Annotated in this window: 12 protein-coding genes; 5 read left to right on the top strand and 7 right to left on the bottom strand. The window is 61.0% G+C overall.

Going from position 1 to position 15,934, the window contains the following annotated elements; all coding sequences use genetic code 11:
• Positions 1-168: 168 nt before the first annotated feature.
• Positions 169-2,058 carry an alpha-amylase family glycosyl hydrolase gene (locus D0N36_RS12335; RefSeq protein WP_116941910.1) on the bottom strand — a complete coding sequence of 630 codons (1,890 nt, stop codon included), beginning with the start codon at positions 2,056-2,058 and terminating at the stop codon, positions 169-171.
• Between the two features lie 419 nt (positions 2,059-2,477).
• Here D0N36_RS12335 and glgP point away from each other — a divergent pair, with 419 nt between their 5' ends.
• The gene (glgP, locus tag D0N36_RS12330) at positions 2,478-4,130 is read left to right on the top strand and encodes an alpha-glucan family phosphorylase (RefSeq protein WP_116941908.1); all 1,653 of its coding nucleotides are present in this window, start codon (positions 2,478-2,480) and stop codon (positions 4,128-4,130) included.
• 121 nt (positions 4,131-4,251) lie between these two features.
• Here glgP and D0N36_RS12325 read toward each other — a convergent pair whose 3' ends face one another.
• From D0N36_RS12325 to D0N36_RS12315, 3 genes are all read right to left on the bottom strand, one after another.
• Complete coding sequence (locus D0N36_RS12325) at positions 4,252-5,427, bottom strand: glutathionylspermidine synthase family protein (RefSeq protein WP_116941905.1); 1,176 nt, start codon at positions 5,425-5,427, stop codon at positions 4,252-4,254.
• 240 nt (positions 5,428-5,667) lie between these two features.
• Positions 5,668-6,357: a hypothetical protein gene (locus D0N36_RS12320; RefSeq protein ID WP_116941903.1), complete on the bottom strand. Its 690-nt coding sequence runs from the start codon at positions 6,355-6,357 to the stop codon at positions 5,668-5,670.
• 83 nt (positions 6,358-6,440) lie between these two features.
• Entirely contained in the window at positions 6,441-7,043 is a 603-nt protein-coding gene (locus D0N36_RS12315) for an arylesterase (RefSeq protein ID WP_116941901.1), read from the bottom strand.
• A gap of 228 nt (positions 7,044-7,271) precedes the next feature.
• On the opposite strand from D0N36_RS12315, the gene D0N36_RS12310 reads away from it, so the two are divergent.
• The 4 genes from D0N36_RS12310 to D0N36_RS12295 all read left to right on the top strand — a co-directional run bounded on the left by D0N36_RS12310 (position 7,272) and on the right by D0N36_RS12295 (position 11,484).
• Entirely contained in the window at positions 7,272-7,583 is a 312-nt protein-coding gene (locus D0N36_RS12310; RefSeq protein ID WP_116941899.1) for a thioredoxin family protein, read from the top strand.
• Between the two features lie 11 nt (positions 7,584-7,594).
• Positions 7,595-7,837 (top strand): DUF6952 family protein, encoded by a 243-nt coding sequence (locus D0N36_RS12305; protein ID WP_116941897.1) that lies wholly within the window; start codon positions 7,595-7,597, stop codon positions 7,835-7,837.
• A 134-nt stretch (positions 7,838-7,971) separates the two neighbouring features.
• A complete protein-coding gene (locus tag D0N36_RS12300) occupies positions 7,972-8,940 on the top strand; it encodes a zinc dependent phospholipase C family protein (RefSeq protein WP_116941895.1) in 969 nt (322 codons plus the stop codon).
• 195 nt (positions 8,941-9,135) lie between these two features.
• A complete protein-coding gene (locus D0N36_RS12295) occupies positions 9,136-11,484 on the top strand; it encodes a patatin-like phospholipase family protein (RefSeq protein ID WP_116941893.1) in 2,349 nt (782 codons plus the stop codon).
• Positions 11,485-11,643: 159 nt separating this feature from the next.
• Here the strand turns inward: D0N36_RS12295 and D0N36_RS12290 are convergent, their stop codons facing one another.
• From D0N36_RS12290 to D0N36_RS12280, 3 genes are all read right to left on the bottom strand, one after another.
• Positions 11,644-12,462 (bottom strand): aquaporin, encoded by an 819-nt coding sequence (locus D0N36_RS12290; RefSeq protein ID WP_116941891.1) that lies wholly within the window; start codon positions 12,460-12,462, stop codon positions 11,644-11,646.
• A 70-nt stretch (positions 12,463-12,532) separates the two neighbouring features.
• On the bottom strand, positions 12,533-13,273 hold the full coding sequence (locus D0N36_RS12285; RefSeq protein ID WP_116941888.1) for an alpha/beta fold hydrolase: 741 nt from the start codon (positions 13,271-13,273) through the stop codon (positions 12,533-12,535).
• A 119-nt stretch (positions 13,274-13,392) separates the two neighbouring features.
• Complete coding sequence (locus tag D0N36_RS12280) at positions 13,393-15,765, bottom strand: T9SS type A sorting domain-containing protein (RefSeq protein ID WP_147320851.1); 2,373 nt, start codon at positions 15,763-15,765, stop codon at positions 13,393-13,395.
• Positions 15,766-15,934 lie beyond the last annotated feature (169 nt).

The following is a 15,934-nucleotide window of genomic DNA, read 5'->3' as shown; positions in this document are numbered from 1 at the left end:
GAGGCGTTTCATAGTCAGGTTATTCTGGCGTTTTTAGCCCGTAGCGGGCGCCGGAGTTTTACCGGCAGTTCACTTTGCAAAAGAGGCCCTCGGGGTTGAAGGGATGGTAAAGTTGAGGAACAGGCCCGGCTGATGGCGGCAGAATCCTGACGCCAGAACAAGCCCAATCTACCGCAATTCCACTACCCACGCCGTAGCGGCCGGCACGGTAAACGACTTTAAAGTAGGAAGCACCGCGCCGGTCGTTACCTCCAGGCCCGAGGTGAACCCGCCCGTGCGCTCCACGAACCGGGCGCCGTCGAGCGTGCGGGCCTCTTTGCTGCCGTTGAGTATCACCATCACCGTGCCTTCGGGGGCGTAGCGGAAGTACACGTACACGCCGTCCTGCGGGATAAACTGCATCAGCTTGCCCGAGTGCAAAAAGGCGTGCGACTTGCGGTACTGGGCCAGCTTGCGCACGTAGTCGAAGGCCTCGCCGGGCTGGCCGGGGCGCTTTTTAAAGTAGTTGAGCGAGTCGCCCGCGAAGCCGCCGGGAAAGTCGGCGCGTACCAGGCCGTCGGGGTTGCTGAAGTTCTTCATCAGCACCTCGGTGCCGTAGTACAGCTGCGGGGTGCCGCGGGTGGTCAGCAGCCAGGCCAGGCCCATTTTGTAGCGCGCGAAGTCCTCGCCGATAACTGAGTAGAAGCGGCTCACGTCGTGGTTGTCGAGGAACGTGACGTTGCGCGAGGCGTCCTCGTACATCCAATCGCCCTGCAGCGACTCGTAGAGTTTGAGCATGTTGCCCGACTTCAGGGCATCGTGCAGGGCGAAGCTCGACTGGAAATCGAGCACCGAGGGCAGGTTGGCCTTTAACCCATCAACGGGCTGGAAAATGTTGCGGGCGAAGAACGCCTGCTGGGCCGTGCTGCCCACCCACGACTCGCCGAACAGCGCCAGCCGCGGGAATTCCTCCTGCATGGCCCGGCCCCAATCCATCAGAAACTTCGGGTCGGAGTAGGGGAAGGTGTCGATGCGGTAGGCGTCGAGGCCGGTGTATTCCACCCACCACAAAAAGTTCTGAATCAGGTAGGTAGACACCAGCAGGTTGGCCTGGTTCACGTCGGGCATCGTGGTGTCAAACCAACCCTGGTTGTACAGCTTACGGTCGAGGACGGAGCCGTAGGGGTCGTTGAGGGCCGAGGCGTTGTAGTTGCTGCGCGTGAAGCCCGGCCACTGGTTGAACCAGTCGGGCGCGGGCTGGTCGAGGAACAGGTAGTTCTTGGAGCCCATGTGGTTGAGCACCACGTCGTGCACCACTTTCAGGCCGCTGGCGTGGGCGCGCTCCACAAACTGCCGGTACTGCTCGGTGGTACCGTAGCGGCGGTCGGTGTTGTAGTAATCGGTGAGGGCGTAGCCGTGGTAGCTGGCCTTGGGCATGTCGTTTTCCACCACCGGCGTCAGCCACAGCGCCGTCACGCCCAGGTCCTTGAAGTAGTCGAAGCGCTGCTCAATACCGGCCAAATCCCCGCCGTGGCGGCTGTACATCGAGTCGCGGGCCACTTTGGGCGCGCGCATGTCCTTGAGGTAGTCGTTTTTCAGGTCGCCGTTGGCAAACCGGTCGGGCATCAGAAAGTAGATGAAATCCTGCTGCGTGAGGCCCTGCACCTTTTTGTCGTCACCGGGCGTGGTGCGCTGCTTGAGTTCGTAGTTGTAGCTGAACTTTTTGGTGCCTTTAAAATCGAGCTGGAGCCGACCGGGCCGGGCCTCGGAACCGATGGTGAGGTGTAGCATCAGGTAATTCGGGCTGGCCAGCTGCTGCACGCTGTCGAGGCGCACGCCCGGGTAGGCCCGCAGCGCGGCCGTGGCCGTCCGGATACCGGGGCCGTGCACGAGCAGCTGCAGCCTGGGGTTCTTCATGCCCACCCACCAGAATGTGGGGTCGATGCGCTGGATGGGGGCGGCTTTGGCGGCAGCGGTTATAGTGGGGGCAGCCGGAGCCGGAGCCGGGGCAGCCAGCGCGGGCGCGGCTATGGCCAGTAGCGCACCGGCCAGCAGGGGCAGGAATCGGGAAGCGAACATACGCGGGGTGGGATAAGGAACGTAATAGACAAAGAACGCCCTCGCCCGCCCGCCGCGCTACTGTTTCAGGCGCCCAAAATGATGATGTGTTGACGAATGTACGTGCTGTATTGCCTCAACGAGCCACAACAAGCTGCCAACCCGGATAATAAGGCACTTGGCCGCGAGCTGCCGCCGCCGTGGCCCGAACCCGGCGGTGGGCTCCAAGTGCCTGATGCCGTTGCGTATGGCCCGGCCGATGGGGTTCGGGTGGGGGTAGTGGTGCCCGTTTGGCTATTACTGGTGGCTGGTTAGCATCCGGGCCGCTAAGGCAGGGGGCAGATGCTTCGGGTAGTTCTTTTCTTGTTTTTTTGGGTAACCGTTGGGCCGGCGGCACCGCCTAGCTCCGGCTTTTTACTTCATCCGCAACTTTCGCCCTTATGGCTTTCGACCTCTCTTACTACACGCCCGCTCCCGAGTTTGCCACCCCGGCCGCGTATTTCTCCATGGAATTCGCCGTCGATCAGGCCCTGAAAACCTACTCCGGCGGCCTGGGCTTTCTGGCCGGCTCGCACATGCGCTCAGTGTATGAGCTGAAGCAGAACGTGATAGGCATCAGCATTCTGTGGAGCTACGGCTACTACGACCAGAGCCGCAACGAGGACCAGACCATGCGGGCCGAGTTCCACCGCAAGCACTACAGCTTCCTGCAGGATACTGGCATCACCTTCCCCATCACCATCCATGAGGCCCAGGTGCAGGTGCGCGCCCTCTACCTCGACCCCGAGACGTTCGGCACGGCCCCGATGTTCTTCCTGACCACCGACATTCCGGAAAACGACCACCTCTCGCGCACCATCTCCCACCACCTCTACGACGGCGACACGGCCACTCGCGTGGCCCAGAGCATTCTGCTGGGCGTGGGCGGCGGCAAGCTGCTCGACGTGCTCGACCGCCACACCGAGGTGTACCACCTCAACGAGGGCCACGGCCTGCCGCTGGCGTTTTACCTGCAAGAGAAATTCGGCCGCGACCGGCAGAAAGTGCGCGAGCACCTCGTGTTCACGACTCACACGCCCGAGCTGGCCGGCAACGAGGAGCACCCGCTGGAGCTGCTCTACAAGATGTCGTTCTTCGGCCGCCTGACGCTGGGCGAGGTACGCGACCTGGGTATCGTGGAAAACGAGCGGGTCAACTACACGCTCACGGCCCTGCGCTTCGCCCGCATCAGCAACGGCGTCTCGAAGGTGCACGGCAAAGTGGCCAACGAAATGTGGGGCGCCAATGAAGGCATCTGCCCTATTATCGCCATTACCAACTCGCAGAACGGCACCTACTGGCGCGATGAGCAACTGCACAAGACCCTGGAAGACAACGACGACCAGGCCCTGAACGCCCGCAAGCGGGAGCTGAAAAAGCGCCTGTTCGACATCGTGGCCGACCAGACCGGCAAGCTGCTCGACCCCGATGCTCTCACGCTGGTATGGGCCCGCCGTTTCGCCGGCTACAAGCGCGCCGACCTGATTCTGCGCCACTTCGAGCGGTTCCAGAAGCTGGTGACCGACACCGGCCGGCCGCTGCAGGTTATCTGGGCCGGCAAGCCCTACCCCAAGGATTTCGGGGCCATTGCCGTCTTCAACAGTCTCATCGAGAAGACCAAGAACTTCAACACCTGCGCCGTGCTCACGGGCTACGAGCTGGCCCTGTCGGCGGCCACCAAAAAGGGCTCCGATATCTGGCTGAACACGCCGCGCTTCCCGCGCGAAGCCTCGGGCACCAGCGGCATGACGGCCGCCATGAACGGTAGCATCAGCCTGAGCATCCCCGACGGCTGGATTCCGGAATTCGCCCGCGACGGCGAAAACAGCTTCCTGCTGCCCCTGGCCGACCTGCATGACTCGGAAAACGAGAAGGACGACCTCGAAGCTACCGGCATCCTCGACGCCCTCGAAAACGACATCATCCCCCTCTACTACGACCAGCCCGCCAAGTTTCTGGCCATCCGCAAAGCCGCTATGCGCGACGTGGAGCCAGAATACGAATCGGGCCGCATGGCCCGCGAGTATTACGAGCGGATGTACGACGCGAAATAAAGCACGACGTAGGGGCGGGGCTTGTCCCCGCCCGCCGTTAAACGGTTTGGTTCAGGGTCATTGAACGATTCAATTCCGGGCCGTTCAACGGCGGGCGGGGACAAGCCTCGCCCCTACAGCGTTAGGCCGTCAGAATGTGCGGTACGAACTCGGAGAGGTTGGTGATGATGCCCGGGTCGCGGCGGAAGCTGAGGGCGCAGGCCTCGCCGGCCCAGAATACGCCCGCCTGGTAGCGGCGGCCCTGGGTGTCGGTCGGGAAATCGAGCCAGCGCTGGCGCACCTGGGGCTGGTCGGCGAAGTCGCCGGGCTGCTCCTCGCGGGTGCGGATGCCGTCCATTTCGGTCAGGTTCTGGCCTTCGCGCCCGAACAGGGGCTTGCGGACGTGGTGGCCCGGCATGTTGCGCAGGCTGGCCTCTGCCAGCAGCGGATGGTGCGGAAATACGTCCCAGAGGTGGGCCAGCAAGGCCTTGCTTTGGAACAGCAGCGTGTAGGCGGGGTTGGCAATAATCAGGTCGCGGGTGAGCAGCAGCTGGGTGAGGTCGGCGGTGAGGCCGGGCTCCTCATCGGCCAGCAGCTCCCAGGGTACCAGCTTGAACAGGAATTCGAAGCGCTGCCACTTACCGGGTTCCACTTCGGCCCAAACCCCGCGGTCGTCGCCCTCCACGTTCACGCGCATGGCATCTACGCCGCAACTATGGGCCGTGCTGAACCCAGCCGCGCGGGCCGCCTCGGCTAGCACGGCGCAGTTGGTTTCATCCTCGGCACTATCGGGCAAATGCACCAGCAGCAAGTGGGGGGCCAGATCGGGGTTCAGCTCCTGCCAGTGGCGCAACTGAGCTTCCAAGCCCTCGAACAGGCCGTTGGCCTGTCGCTCGTGGGCGGGGCGGCCGGCGGCCATGAGGCAGGCCCACTGCACCACCGCCGTTTCGGGAATACTGGTGGCGGTGTCGGCGTTGAATTCCACCAGCTTGGGGCCTTCGGGGGTGGCGGCCAAGTCGAAGCGGCCGTAGAGGTGCCAGTGCCGGTCATCGTTCCAGCTGTGGCGCACGGCTTCCCAGAGGTTGAGCGGGATGCCCAACTGTCGCAGAAAGTCGTCGGGAATGGGGTCGGGGATGGACTGTACCATCATCTCATAGAGCGCGTCGGCGGCTTGCAGCAGCGTTTCAGCCTCGGCTTCCGGCACGGCCAGGGCCTCCGGCGCCAGGTAAGCGGCGCAGGCTTCTTCCACGGCCCAGTCCCAGCCCAGCTGGCGCATGGCCGGCTCCACATTGCCCGAAAGTGGCAGCAAACGAATCATACGCAATGGCAGCTTACTCAGCCCTCGAAGCCCGCTGGTACGCACCACGGGTAGGTTGGCTGAAGGTTGGATATTAAATGACGTAAGCTGCGCAGAGCGGTGTAGGGGCGGGGCTTGTCCGCGCCGCCAGAACAAACCATCGGAACGACCCAGGCGGTTTCGTTCGACGCAAACCGTTCAACGGCGGGCGGGGATAAGCGCCCCTACACCGCTCTGCGCAACGTAGGTTAAGTCGGCCAGTTATCCGCCGAAGCCCCGCGAGCTGCTCCGGCTGCCGAAACCGCTGCGGCTGCCGCTGGGGGCCGAGCTGCGGAACGTGCCGCGCGGGGTGCTGCGCTGCACGCTGGAGCTGGGGCTGATACCCGCGTTGCCGCCGTTGCGGTTACCCGTAAAACCCCGTCCGAAAAAGCCCCGCCCCTCGTTGGTGCGCTCCTGGGAAATAGTCTGTCGCCAGCCGTTGTTGCGCTGCATGATGCCCGATGAGGCGTAGGCGCCGGAGTTGGGCGTCATCCAGCGGCCGGCCATGTAGCCGATGCCGCTCCACATCAGCACATCCATCATGCCCCTGCCCGCTACCCGGTTTTCGGGGTTTTGGCGGGTGTAATTCTGCATCTGCTGCTGCAGGGCCTGGCCCTGCAGCGTATCCACCTTGCCATCGGCATGCCGCAGTATGGCCGCCACTTCTTCCTTGCCGGCCGGCCGCTCGGCCGTAATCTTCCACTGGCCCAGCTCCGTCTCCGTCATTTCGGTGATGACGCCCTGGCTGTAGGAGTCAGTGGCGGCATTGTCCCAGGAGGAGGCCTCTGCGGCTTCCGGACGGCTGTCGTTGGAGGAGCAGGCCGGCAAAACGCCCAGGCCCAGGCTGGCCGCGGCCGTGAGCAGAAACAGGTTGCGGCGCCAGTCGCCGAGACTATAAAACGGGCGGTTCATAAAGGAAAGGCAAGAGGAGGAATGGGAGGCTAAATTAGCAGGAATATGGTTCTGAAGACCTGTGGCATTACTGCGCGCCTGTGCTACGGCCGTTGCGGCTCCAGCACGCCGCGCAACACCTGCCACACGTTGTCGGCCAGCAGCTTCTGGCCCTCGGCGTTGGGGTGCACACCGTCGGGCAGGTTAAGGTGGCGCTGGCCGATGACGCCGTGCAGCAGAAAGGGCACGAAATCAACCTCGTTCTGGTCGGCCAGCTGGCGGAACAAGGCGTTGAACTCGTGGGCGTAATGGCCGAAGCGGCCGCCACCCAGCGTGGCCAGCGGGCCTAAATCGAACGGAAACTCCAGACCCACCAGCACCCGGCGGGCCTGGGGGTGGGCGCGCTTCACCTCGTCGAGGATGAACTGCAGGTTCTGGGTGGTTTCGCGCACCGGCATACCGCGCAGGCCATCGTTGGCCCCGAGTTCGAGTACGAATACCTCCAGCTGGGGGAAGCGGGCCAGCACCGTGGGCAGGCGCTGGCGGCCGCCGGCGCTGGTTTCGCCGCTCACGCCGTAGTTGTGGGCTTTGTAGGGCAGGCTAAGAGCGTCGATTTTCTCCTGAATACGCGAGGGAAAAGAGGCACTGGCGGGCAGCTGGTAGCCCGCCGTGAGCGAGTCGCCGAAAAAAAGGATGTTCTGGGGCATAGAGCGAGTAAGGCCGAGTCGGCAGAAGCTAAACACACCCGGCGGACCAGAGTTCCGGGGAAAAGGATCGGCCTGTTCTGCTCAACTCCGTTTCGCGGAACAGGCCGATCCTCTGTTTAAATCGGGCGCTGGAAAACTTTTTTGACGGGTTTTGCCTTTACCTTTGCTGGTAGATGAGAATGATTCTCATCTACCAGCACCCTTTGTTGTCACCAAACCCCATTTAGAATGTCCGTTATCAAAGCCACCGACGCCGATTTTCAGCAGCTACTCCAGGAAAATGAGAAAGTAGTGGTGAAATATTACGCCGATTGGTGCGGCAACTGCCGCCTGTTTTCGCCTAAGTTCAAGCGCCTGGCCGAGGGGAACGAGGACATGAAGTTTTTGGACGTAAACGCCGAAAACAGCCCCGAGGCCCGCAAGCTGGCCAACGTTACCAACCTGCCTTTCTTCGCCGTGTTCCGCAATGGCGAGCTGGTCGATACCGTGGCCGCCAGCAAGGAAGAGGCCGTGGCCTCGCTCATCTCCCGCCTCAACTAGCCCGCGCCGCCATGAAAATGCCCGTTATCCGCCATTTGGTGGAAACCCAGACTCTGGAAAGCCTGCTGGCCGCCGAGGAGGCGCTGCTCGAAGAGCAGACGCCTGCTTTTGAGGTGGAAGGCGAGGATGAAGGCGAGCAGCTCACCCATGTGTTTGCCGCCATCTTCATCATCAATCACATCCAGGACCATAAATCCGACTTCAAAACGGCCCTGCGCGAGTACACCAAAAAGGTGCGCGTGAGCATCAGCTAAGGCCCGAAGCCAAAGGGAAAAAGTCAAAAGTGAAAGCCGCCAGAACTGTCATTCCGACGAAAGAGGAATGACAGTTCTGGCGGCTTTTACTTTTGACTTTTTCGCCTTGATTTAAAAAACGTCTATCTTCCCTCATGCGTCGCCTTGCTCCCTTTCTGCTGCTGCTACTGTTGCTGCCGGCCCCGGCCAGGGCCTGGGGGTTTTTCGCGCACCGGCTCATCAACCGGCTGGCCGTGTATACGTTGCCACCCGAGATGGTCGTTTTCTACAAGGCCAACATCGATTACCTGACCACCAACGCCACCCGCCCCGACTCGCGGCGCACCCTGGTGCCTGGCGAAGCGCCCCGCCACTTCCTCGACCTCGATGCCTACGGCGACTCGGCGGCCTATAAGCTGCCCCGCTCGTACCCCGATGCGGTGGCCCTGCTGAGCGAGGATACGCTGCTGCGCCACGGCATTGTGCCCTGGCAGGTGGCCCGCATGAAGGGCCAGCTGACGGCCGCGTTCCAGGCCCGCGACACCGACCGGATTCTGCACCTGTCGGCCGATTTGGGCCACTACATTGCCGATGCCTGCGTGCCGCTGCACACCACCCGCAACTACAACGGCCAGCTCACCGACCAGCGCGGCATCCATGGGTTCTGGGAAAGCCGCCTGCCCGAGCTGCTGAGCGGTGGCTACGACTTCTTCACCGGTCCCGCGCCCTACCTCGAGCGGCCCACCGACGTTATCTGGACTACCGTGGCTCGCTCCAATGCCGCCCTCGACTCGGTGCTGCGCTTCGAGCGGGAGCTGAGCCGCGAGTTTTCGGAGGACCGCAAGTACGGTTTCGAGCAGCGCGGAAACGTGACGGTGCGCACCTACTCGCGCGACTTTGCCCGCGCCTATCACCAGCGCCTGAGCGGGCAGGTAGAGCGCCAAATGAAGCTGGCTCTGCGCCTGGTGGGGGCCTTCTGGTACACGGCTTGGGTGGATGCCGGCCAGCCCGACTTGGATAAGCTGCCGCGTACACCTTCTGAAAAGGAGCAGCAGCGCCTCGCCCTCGAAGCCAAGCAGCTCGAAAATGCGCCTGTGCGCTCGGCCGCCGGCCACGAAGATTGACGTAGTACTGCTGCGCGCAATACACCGGAACGATAGGTTCGGCGGCATGCCGGTTTACTGCCTTAAATCCCCGTTCTTTGCGCGCCCAATAAGGGTCGGAAACCGCTGATGGCCAATATTGCACCGGCCGGATAACTCCGGGCCCGGTGCTACGTAGGAAGCGGACTTGCCCGGGCACTTCTACTAAAAAAATATATGCGGAAATTCTATTGTGCGCTGGCCTTGCTGGCGCTGTTGCTCCCGGGCGCCGTGCAGGCCCAGAAGGTGGGCCTGGTACTAAGCGGGGGCGGGGCCAAGGGCCTGGCGCACGTGGGCGTACTGCGGCAGCTGGAAAAAAACCGGATTCCTATCGACTACATTGTGGGCACCAGCATGGGCGCTATTGTGGGCGCTATGTATGCGGCCGGCTACTCGCCCGACGAGATTGAGAATATCGTGCTGCGGCCCGAGTTTCAGACCTGGGTATCGGGGGCGCCGCTGGAGGGCAAGGTGTATAACTACTACGACACCGACCCCACGCCGGCTCCGCTACACCTGCGCCTGGCCATCGACACGAGCTTCAACATCCGGGTGACGCCGCGACTGGTAGATGACGTGACGCTGAACTACGTGCTGGCCACTATGCTGGCCCCGGCCGGTGCCATTGCCGACTACAACTTCGACAACCTGCTGGTGCCCTACCGGGCCGTGGCTACGGAGGTGTTCACCCGCGAGAAGGTGATACAGCGCAGTGGCTCGCTTTCCGATGCCGTGCGTAACTCCATGGCCTTCCCGCTAGCCTTCCGGCCCATCCGCCAGGCCGATGGCCGCTACCTCTTCGACGGGGCCGTGGTGGACAACTTTCCGACTGAAGTAATGCGCAAAGAGTTCGGGCCCGATATTATGATTGGGGTGAACGTGGGCGACGTGGCCTTCAAAAATTACCCCAAAAAGCGCGACGACGAGCTGCTGACTTCTACGCTGCTGTTTCTGGGCTCCAATGTGGCCGATACCACGTCGGTGGGCCCTAATGGCATCTACATCCAGCCCGATCTGGGCGATATTACGGCCGCCGACTTCAACCAGGCCAAGCGGCTGGTGGAGCTGGGCGCGCAGGCTGCCGAGCGCAAGATGGAAATACTCCAGAGCCGTATTGCGCGCCGCCAGGACACGCTGGCACTGCAGTCGCGCCGGCTGGCCTTCCAGCAGCGCGCCCCCAATACCCAGTTCAAACAGATAACCGTGCAGGGGTTGCCGCGTGAGCAGCAGGAGTTTGTGCGGCGCTTTTTCCAGCGCTCGGGCTCCGACTATTACTCGCCCGGCGACGTGGAGGAGGGCTACTATCGGCTGGTTAGCAACGACTTTTTCAACAACGTGTACCCGCGCATTCGCTATGACAAGAAGCAAGGCGGCTATGTGCTGGGGGTAGATGCCCGCCAAAACTCCAACCTCACCGCCGACCTGGGGGGCATGCTTTCGACCCGCTCGATGAGCAATCTGTACCTGGGTGTCGGCTACCGCTACCTCAACCGCTACCTCTACACCATCAAGGGCGACGCCACTATCGGCCGGTTCTACAACGGGGCCCGGGCGTCGTTTCGGGTCAGCATTCCGGGCAATATTCCGCTCTATATCGAGCCCGTATTTACGTTCAACAACTTCAATTACCAGGATACCAGCCCGCTGCTGAAGTCGTCGGCCCAGAACTCGCAGATTCAGCAGCGCGATGTGAAAACATTGCTGCAGGTGGGTTTCAGCCCCAACTACCGCAGCCGCTATATACTGAGTGGGGGCGTATTTACCAACCGCGACCAGTTTGCCAACACCGATGCCATCAGCAGCGACGCCACCCTCGACCAGAACCGGCTGCAGGGATTTACGGCAGCCCTCAACTTCGAGCGTAATTCGCTTAACCGCCGCCAGTATGCGGTAGCCGGCCGGCGGGTAAAGCTGGGGTTCCGGGGTGTGCGGGGCCAGGAGCTCTACACGCCGGGCAGCACTGCCGAGGGCCCGGATGGCCAAACGCTGGCCGGCCGCCGCGTAACCCAGCAATGGCTTAAGCTGAGCCTGTTTAATGAGCAGTATTTCAACTTTAACAAGGTAGACACTGTGGGGCGCAAGGTACACGCCTGGGGCTATCTGGCCGAAGTACAGGCCAGTACCCAGGGCCCGTTTGCCACTTACCGCTCCTCGCTCACTACCTCGGCCCCCTTCCTGCCACTCACCGATTCGCGCACCCTGTTTATGGACCGCTACCGGGGCACGGCCTTTGCGGCCTTGGGCCTGCGCTACATCAAGGAGGTGCTAACCAAGCTGGAATGGCGCTCCGAGGTGTACGTACACACGCTCGTGCGGCCCTGGGAGCGGCAGGAGAGCAACCCGCTGCTGCCCCAGCGCGGAGCCACCGTTTCGCGGCCCTACCTGACGCTGATGAGCGGCCTGGTTTACCAGACTCCGGTCGGGCCTCTCTCGCTCCAGGCTATTCGTTATGACGACCCGCGCCAGAAATTCGGCGTATTCGCGCACATTGGCTTCCTGATCTTCCGCGACCGGGCACTGGACTAGTAGCGGGCTGCACTCCAATGCGAAGCGGAGAAGGTAGTCCGGGGTAATTTATCACGTACCGATAGTCAATTTGTCCTCCCGAATGCCCTCATTCCGCTCGTTTCGTAGCGCGGAATGAGGGCATGGCAGCTTATTTCCCTCCGCTTTGCCCGCGCACCGCTATTCCACGGGATGCTGGGGGGGCTCGGTGCCCGGGGAGCCGGCCCCGGGACCGGCTACGATGGAGCCCGACAAAGGCGAGTTGCGGAACAGTAGCTGGAACAGCACGGCCGCCAGCCAGGCCGCCAGTGGTGGGGCCACCAGGTATAGCCATAGGGCGGTGTAGTTGTGGGCTGCTACGGCCGAGCCCAGGCTGCGGGCCGGGTTAAGGCTCATGCCCGAATAGGGCGTTTCGACAACGATATAGAAGGCAAGCAGCGCCCCCAGCAGCCAACCGGCCAGGTTCTGGAGCCGTTTGGTGTGCAGGGCCAGCAAGAGCACGGCCACCATCCCAAACGTAATACTAAACTCGGCTCCGAAGGCTATGGCTGTGCCCTGCGGCCCCGGCAAGGTAAGGGCGTAGTTTACCTTGGGATGAGTGAAGTAACGGCCCAGCAACGCCAGCAGTGCCTGCCCGGCCAGCAGGGCCCCGACTACTTGGGCCAGCAGGTACCAGCAGGCATCGGCCGGTTTTATTTTGCCCAGCTGCCAGAAGGCCAGCGTTACGGCCGGGTTCAGGTGGGCCCCCGAGCGCTTGCCCCAGGGGCTGTACACAATTACAACCACCGTCAGGCCTGCCACCAGCCCGATGAGGGCACGCCCCAGTACCTGCTGCCCCGCCAGTTGCCGGGCCAGCCACGAGCCGGGGTAGTGAACGGTCGTCGTAATCAGGCTCGCCATAAACAGGAACAGAAACAGCCCTGCGGCTTCGGTCAGGTAGTTAGACCAGTGGCGTTTGGCTGATACCAGTAAGTGGGCAAGAAAACCGGGTCGACGCACGAAGAAGGGGTAGGTTGTCGATTATTGAACTGCTGATGGGTGCCTAAGGTAGTGTTGCACCCGCGGGGCCTTACTGCCCGACCCGCTCGCGGGCAAAACGGCGCAGGAGCCCGGCCACCTCCTCCGGGGCTTCGTAGGGCAGCAGGTGGCCGGCCCCGGCCACTATTTCGAGGGGCGTACCGACTGGCAGCAGCGGCAGTGTTTCCAGCCCGTGTACCGAGGGCGAAAGCACGGCATCCTGGTCGCCGGCCACTAGGGCGCACGGCACCTCTACACGGCTCATCTGGGCGCTTATATCCTCGCGGCTGCCATGTAGCAGCCAGGCTTCCCAGGCGGCACGGGTGCTGCGCAGGTTGTCGGCCACAATCTGCCGGACAGTGGCGGCGGGCAGCGCGCGGGCCGTGATGGTACACTGCGTCTTTTCGGCCTCCGCCACCCGGCCCCAGGCATGCATACTGGCCTGGCGGTCGGCGTCGGTCATGGGCTCGGGGCTCGGCGGCGAGGGGCTCAGCAGCACTATACCCGCCAGACCAGCCGGCTGACGGGCCGCCAACTCCAGCGCGATTTTGCCGCCCATACTGTGGCCCACCAGCACGTAGCGACCTAAGTTTTCGGCCTTAATAAAGCCTTGTACCGCATCGGCGTAGGCGGCTACCGCGAAGCCATTGGCCGGGGCCGGGGCACCGCCAAAACCACCCAGGTCGGGGGCCAGCAGACGGTATTCGGGAGCGAGCAGCGCGGCCATCTGGTCGAACTCGTGGCCGGCGCCGGCCCAGTAGTGCAGGCCGATGAAAGTGAGGGAGTCGGGCATAGTAGGGAGTGTACGAAGGTGGACGGGCAGCGGTAGGGCACCACTCGTTGGTTGCTACAACAAAAAAGGGGCAGCTCCTGGCGGAGCTGCCCCTGATTATTACAACTAAGCTCAGCTGCTTACTGCTTACTTACCCGCAGCACTTTGGCTTCGCCCGAAGGCATTACCAGCCGCACCAGGTAAATACCGCTTCGCAGGTTAGCTACGTTTGGTACGGGTACATCGTTGATACCGGCAGTCAGCTGCACTGTCTGCTGGCCTACTACGCGGCCCGTCATATCGGTTACCGACAGCTGGGCCGGACCGGCCACGCTGGTGTTGGCCGTTAGAGTCAGCACCTCCCCGAAAGGGTTAGGGAAAGCGCGAACTTCCGCTTTATCTAATTTAGCGCCTCCATCAAACGTTACCACTTTGGGCGCATAGTAGTGGTCGGTGCCATCGAGGTCGATCTGGCGCAGACGATAGTAGCGCACGCCGGTTTTGCCGGCCTCGGTGTCGATGTAGCGGTAGCGCAACAACTGATTGCTGTTGGGGTTGGTGCTAGCTACAAACGTCAGCGCACGGTAGTTGCGGCCGTCGTTGGATACCTGCACCTCGTAGCCACGGCTGTTGAGCTCGGCTACCGTTTCCCAAGTAATCTCGGCATTGTTGCCTACCCGCTTGGCGTAGAAAGCCGTGAGCGTAACGGGCAACGGAGACGTGAACTCGCTGAGGGTGAAAGTGGCGAAGGCCCTAACGTTGTTTTTAGTAAGGACATTACCTGCTAATGCATCACGGCCCAACTGGCCGAACGTGTCGCCGCTTGAAGTAGAAACGAACAAGGCCAGCTTGTTTTCGTCAAGCGTCTGATTATTAGGCATAAGATTCGTCAACTCGTTGTCCAAATAGCGGAACGAGAGCGTGGCGTTCAATCCACCGGTGTTGGTTTGCTGATCACTCGGGCGCACTCCAAAGATACGACGGGCGCTTGGGCGGCCATTCGCTCCATTATTGATGGAAGCAAAGTTTTCGGCTGTGTTGCGCGTGATGGCCACTACGCCAGGTGCGTTGCCTTGGAAAGTGAGAGTAATACCAATGTTGCCAAAATCCTGCGGGACGCCCACCTGGGCCACCTCTGCAATTTTCGCGTAGCCACGTAGGAAGGAAGTTTCCGTTTCCCCTGCAATACGGCCCGAAGGAATTCCTGTAGTACCGACGGTGGTAGAAGGGAACAACTCTACGAACGACACGTTGACGGCGCTAATGTTGGTCTCCAGAATGCCATTGATAAAGCGCAGTGTACCGCCGGGCAGAATGGCGAAGTTAGATACCAGTGTTTTGATTCCGCCACCGTCAATCTCCACGTTTACTAAACCGGAAGCCGAACCGCTGATGGACTGGTCAGTTCCTTTGAAGGATAGGATAGTATTTTCGCGCTGGATAAAGCTGTCCTGCTGGTTATTGAAGTTGCCGAACACGTTGAGACGACCAACAATGAGGCGAGTGATAGAGCGCTGGGCTTGGCTGGTGCCACTCATTGTGAGAGTGCGTGTCTGAGCGGGGCCGGAGGCACCTCTTGGACCGCTTGCAGTATTATCATAGCCGGGTACCGGCGTAACTACCGTAGAGGTAGTGCCATTAGTGTTCTGTATGGTAGTAGTACGGGTACTAGGGGGCTTAATCGCGTCGCTGTATATGTTGGGGTATTCCACCGTCGAGCCCGCACCGAAGTTAGGGATTGTAGCATCCTTACCAGCATTAGGCACGCCGTTGCTCCAGTTGGCTGGGTCGAACCAGTTGTCGTCCTGTCCACCGGTCCAGGTAGTGGAAGTTGGGGGCTCAGCAGGACGGATACCTGTTACGGTAAAGGAAGCCTGATAGCTGGTGAACTGACCGCCACTTGGATCATTGAGTGTAAATGTTCTGTCGGATGCGCTGACGGCGTCCGCTGTAAAGTATACATCAACCGTGTAGTTACCTGGTTCTAAAGTACCTATCCCCGAAAAGCCTGTCAGCAAATTGGCCATCTGGGTATTCGTAAAAAAGGTCTTGTCGGCACCGCTAGTGTTGACAAGTGGCAACCGAAAGCTGCCCAATGGCCCAGACTGACGAGGGGTACCCCTCTTCGTTACCCGGTAGTATTGGGTGGCACCATCAATTACATCTCCATTAGCCTCTGTAGTGAGTAGTGTGCCGCCATTCAACAACAGAATAGTGTTGAAATTAGAGACGTTGAAGGTACCCAGATTGGCGCCTTCGAAAGGAGGAGTTCCAGTTTTACCGCCATAGGTAAAGTTTCCATTGCCAGCGTCGACAATGATATTGGAACCAGTAATGCTAGTAGTCTGGGCGCGGGCCGTAAAGCTCGTGCCGAAGGTCACAAACAGCGCCAGTAACGGCAGGAGCCGCCGCCAAGCTTGGCCCCGGAAGGCAAGGATTTGATTAGATAAGGGTGCTTTCATTTTTACTTTTAAAAAAAGTGGGGGTTTCCAAAAATTAGAAAAAAATCCCACCTGCGCGGGAGTGTAGAGCGGCTATACGGACATGGAAAAATTAAGCTGTACTTTTTGGATTAAAAAACAATAAACCTGCAGTATGCATAGGTAAGGCATAAAATACTTCTTCTCATCTTGAATATATTCAAAATAACATATAATTATAATAAGCTTAACAATAACTATG

Source organism: Hymenobacter lapidiphilus (assembly GCF_003417065.2).
Taxonomy (GTDB): domain Bacteria; phylum Bacteroidota; class Bacteroidia; order Cytophagales; family Hymenobacteraceae; genus Hymenobacter.
This window is presented reverse-complemented; position numbering and strand designations above follow the sequence as displayed.

Coding starts and splice junctions, on each gene's coding strand:
- D0N36_RS12335 (WP_116941910.1), bottom strand. CDS start 2,058: ATGTTCGCTTCCCGATTCCTGCCCCTGCTGGCCGGTGCGCTACTGGCC.
- glgP (WP_116941908.1), top strand. CDS start 2,478: ATGGCTTTCGACCTCTCTTACTACACGCCCGCTCCCGAGTTTGCCACC.
- D0N36_RS12325 (WP_116941905.1), bottom strand. CDS start 5,427: ATGATTCGTTTGCTGCCACTTTCGGGCAATGTGGAGCCGGCCATGCGC.
- D0N36_RS12320 (WP_116941903.1), bottom strand. CDS start 6,357: ATGAACCGCCCGTTTTATAGTCTCGGCGACTGGCGCCGCAACCTGTTT.
- D0N36_RS12315 (WP_116941901.1), bottom strand. CDS start 7,043: ATGCCCCAGAACATCCTTTTTTTCGGCGACTCGCTCACGGCGGGCTAC.
- D0N36_RS12310 (WP_116941899.1), top strand. CDS start 7,272: ATGTCCGTTATCAAAGCCACCGACGCCGATTTTCAGCAGCTACTCCAG.
- D0N36_RS12305 (WP_116941897.1), top strand. CDS start 7,595: ATGAAAATGCCCGTTATCCGCCATTTGGTGGAAACCCAGACTCTGGAA.
- D0N36_RS12300 (WP_116941895.1), top strand. CDS start 7,972: ATGCGTCGCCTTGCTCCCTTTCTGCTGCTGCTACTGTTGCTGCCGGCC.
- D0N36_RS12295 (WP_116941893.1), top strand. CDS start 9,136: ATGCGGAAATTCTATTGTGCGCTGGCCTTGCTGGCGCTGTTGCTCCCG.
- D0N36_RS12285 (WP_116941888.1), bottom strand. CDS start 13,273: ATGCCCGACTCCCTCACTTTCATCGGCCTGCACTACTGGGCCGGCGCC.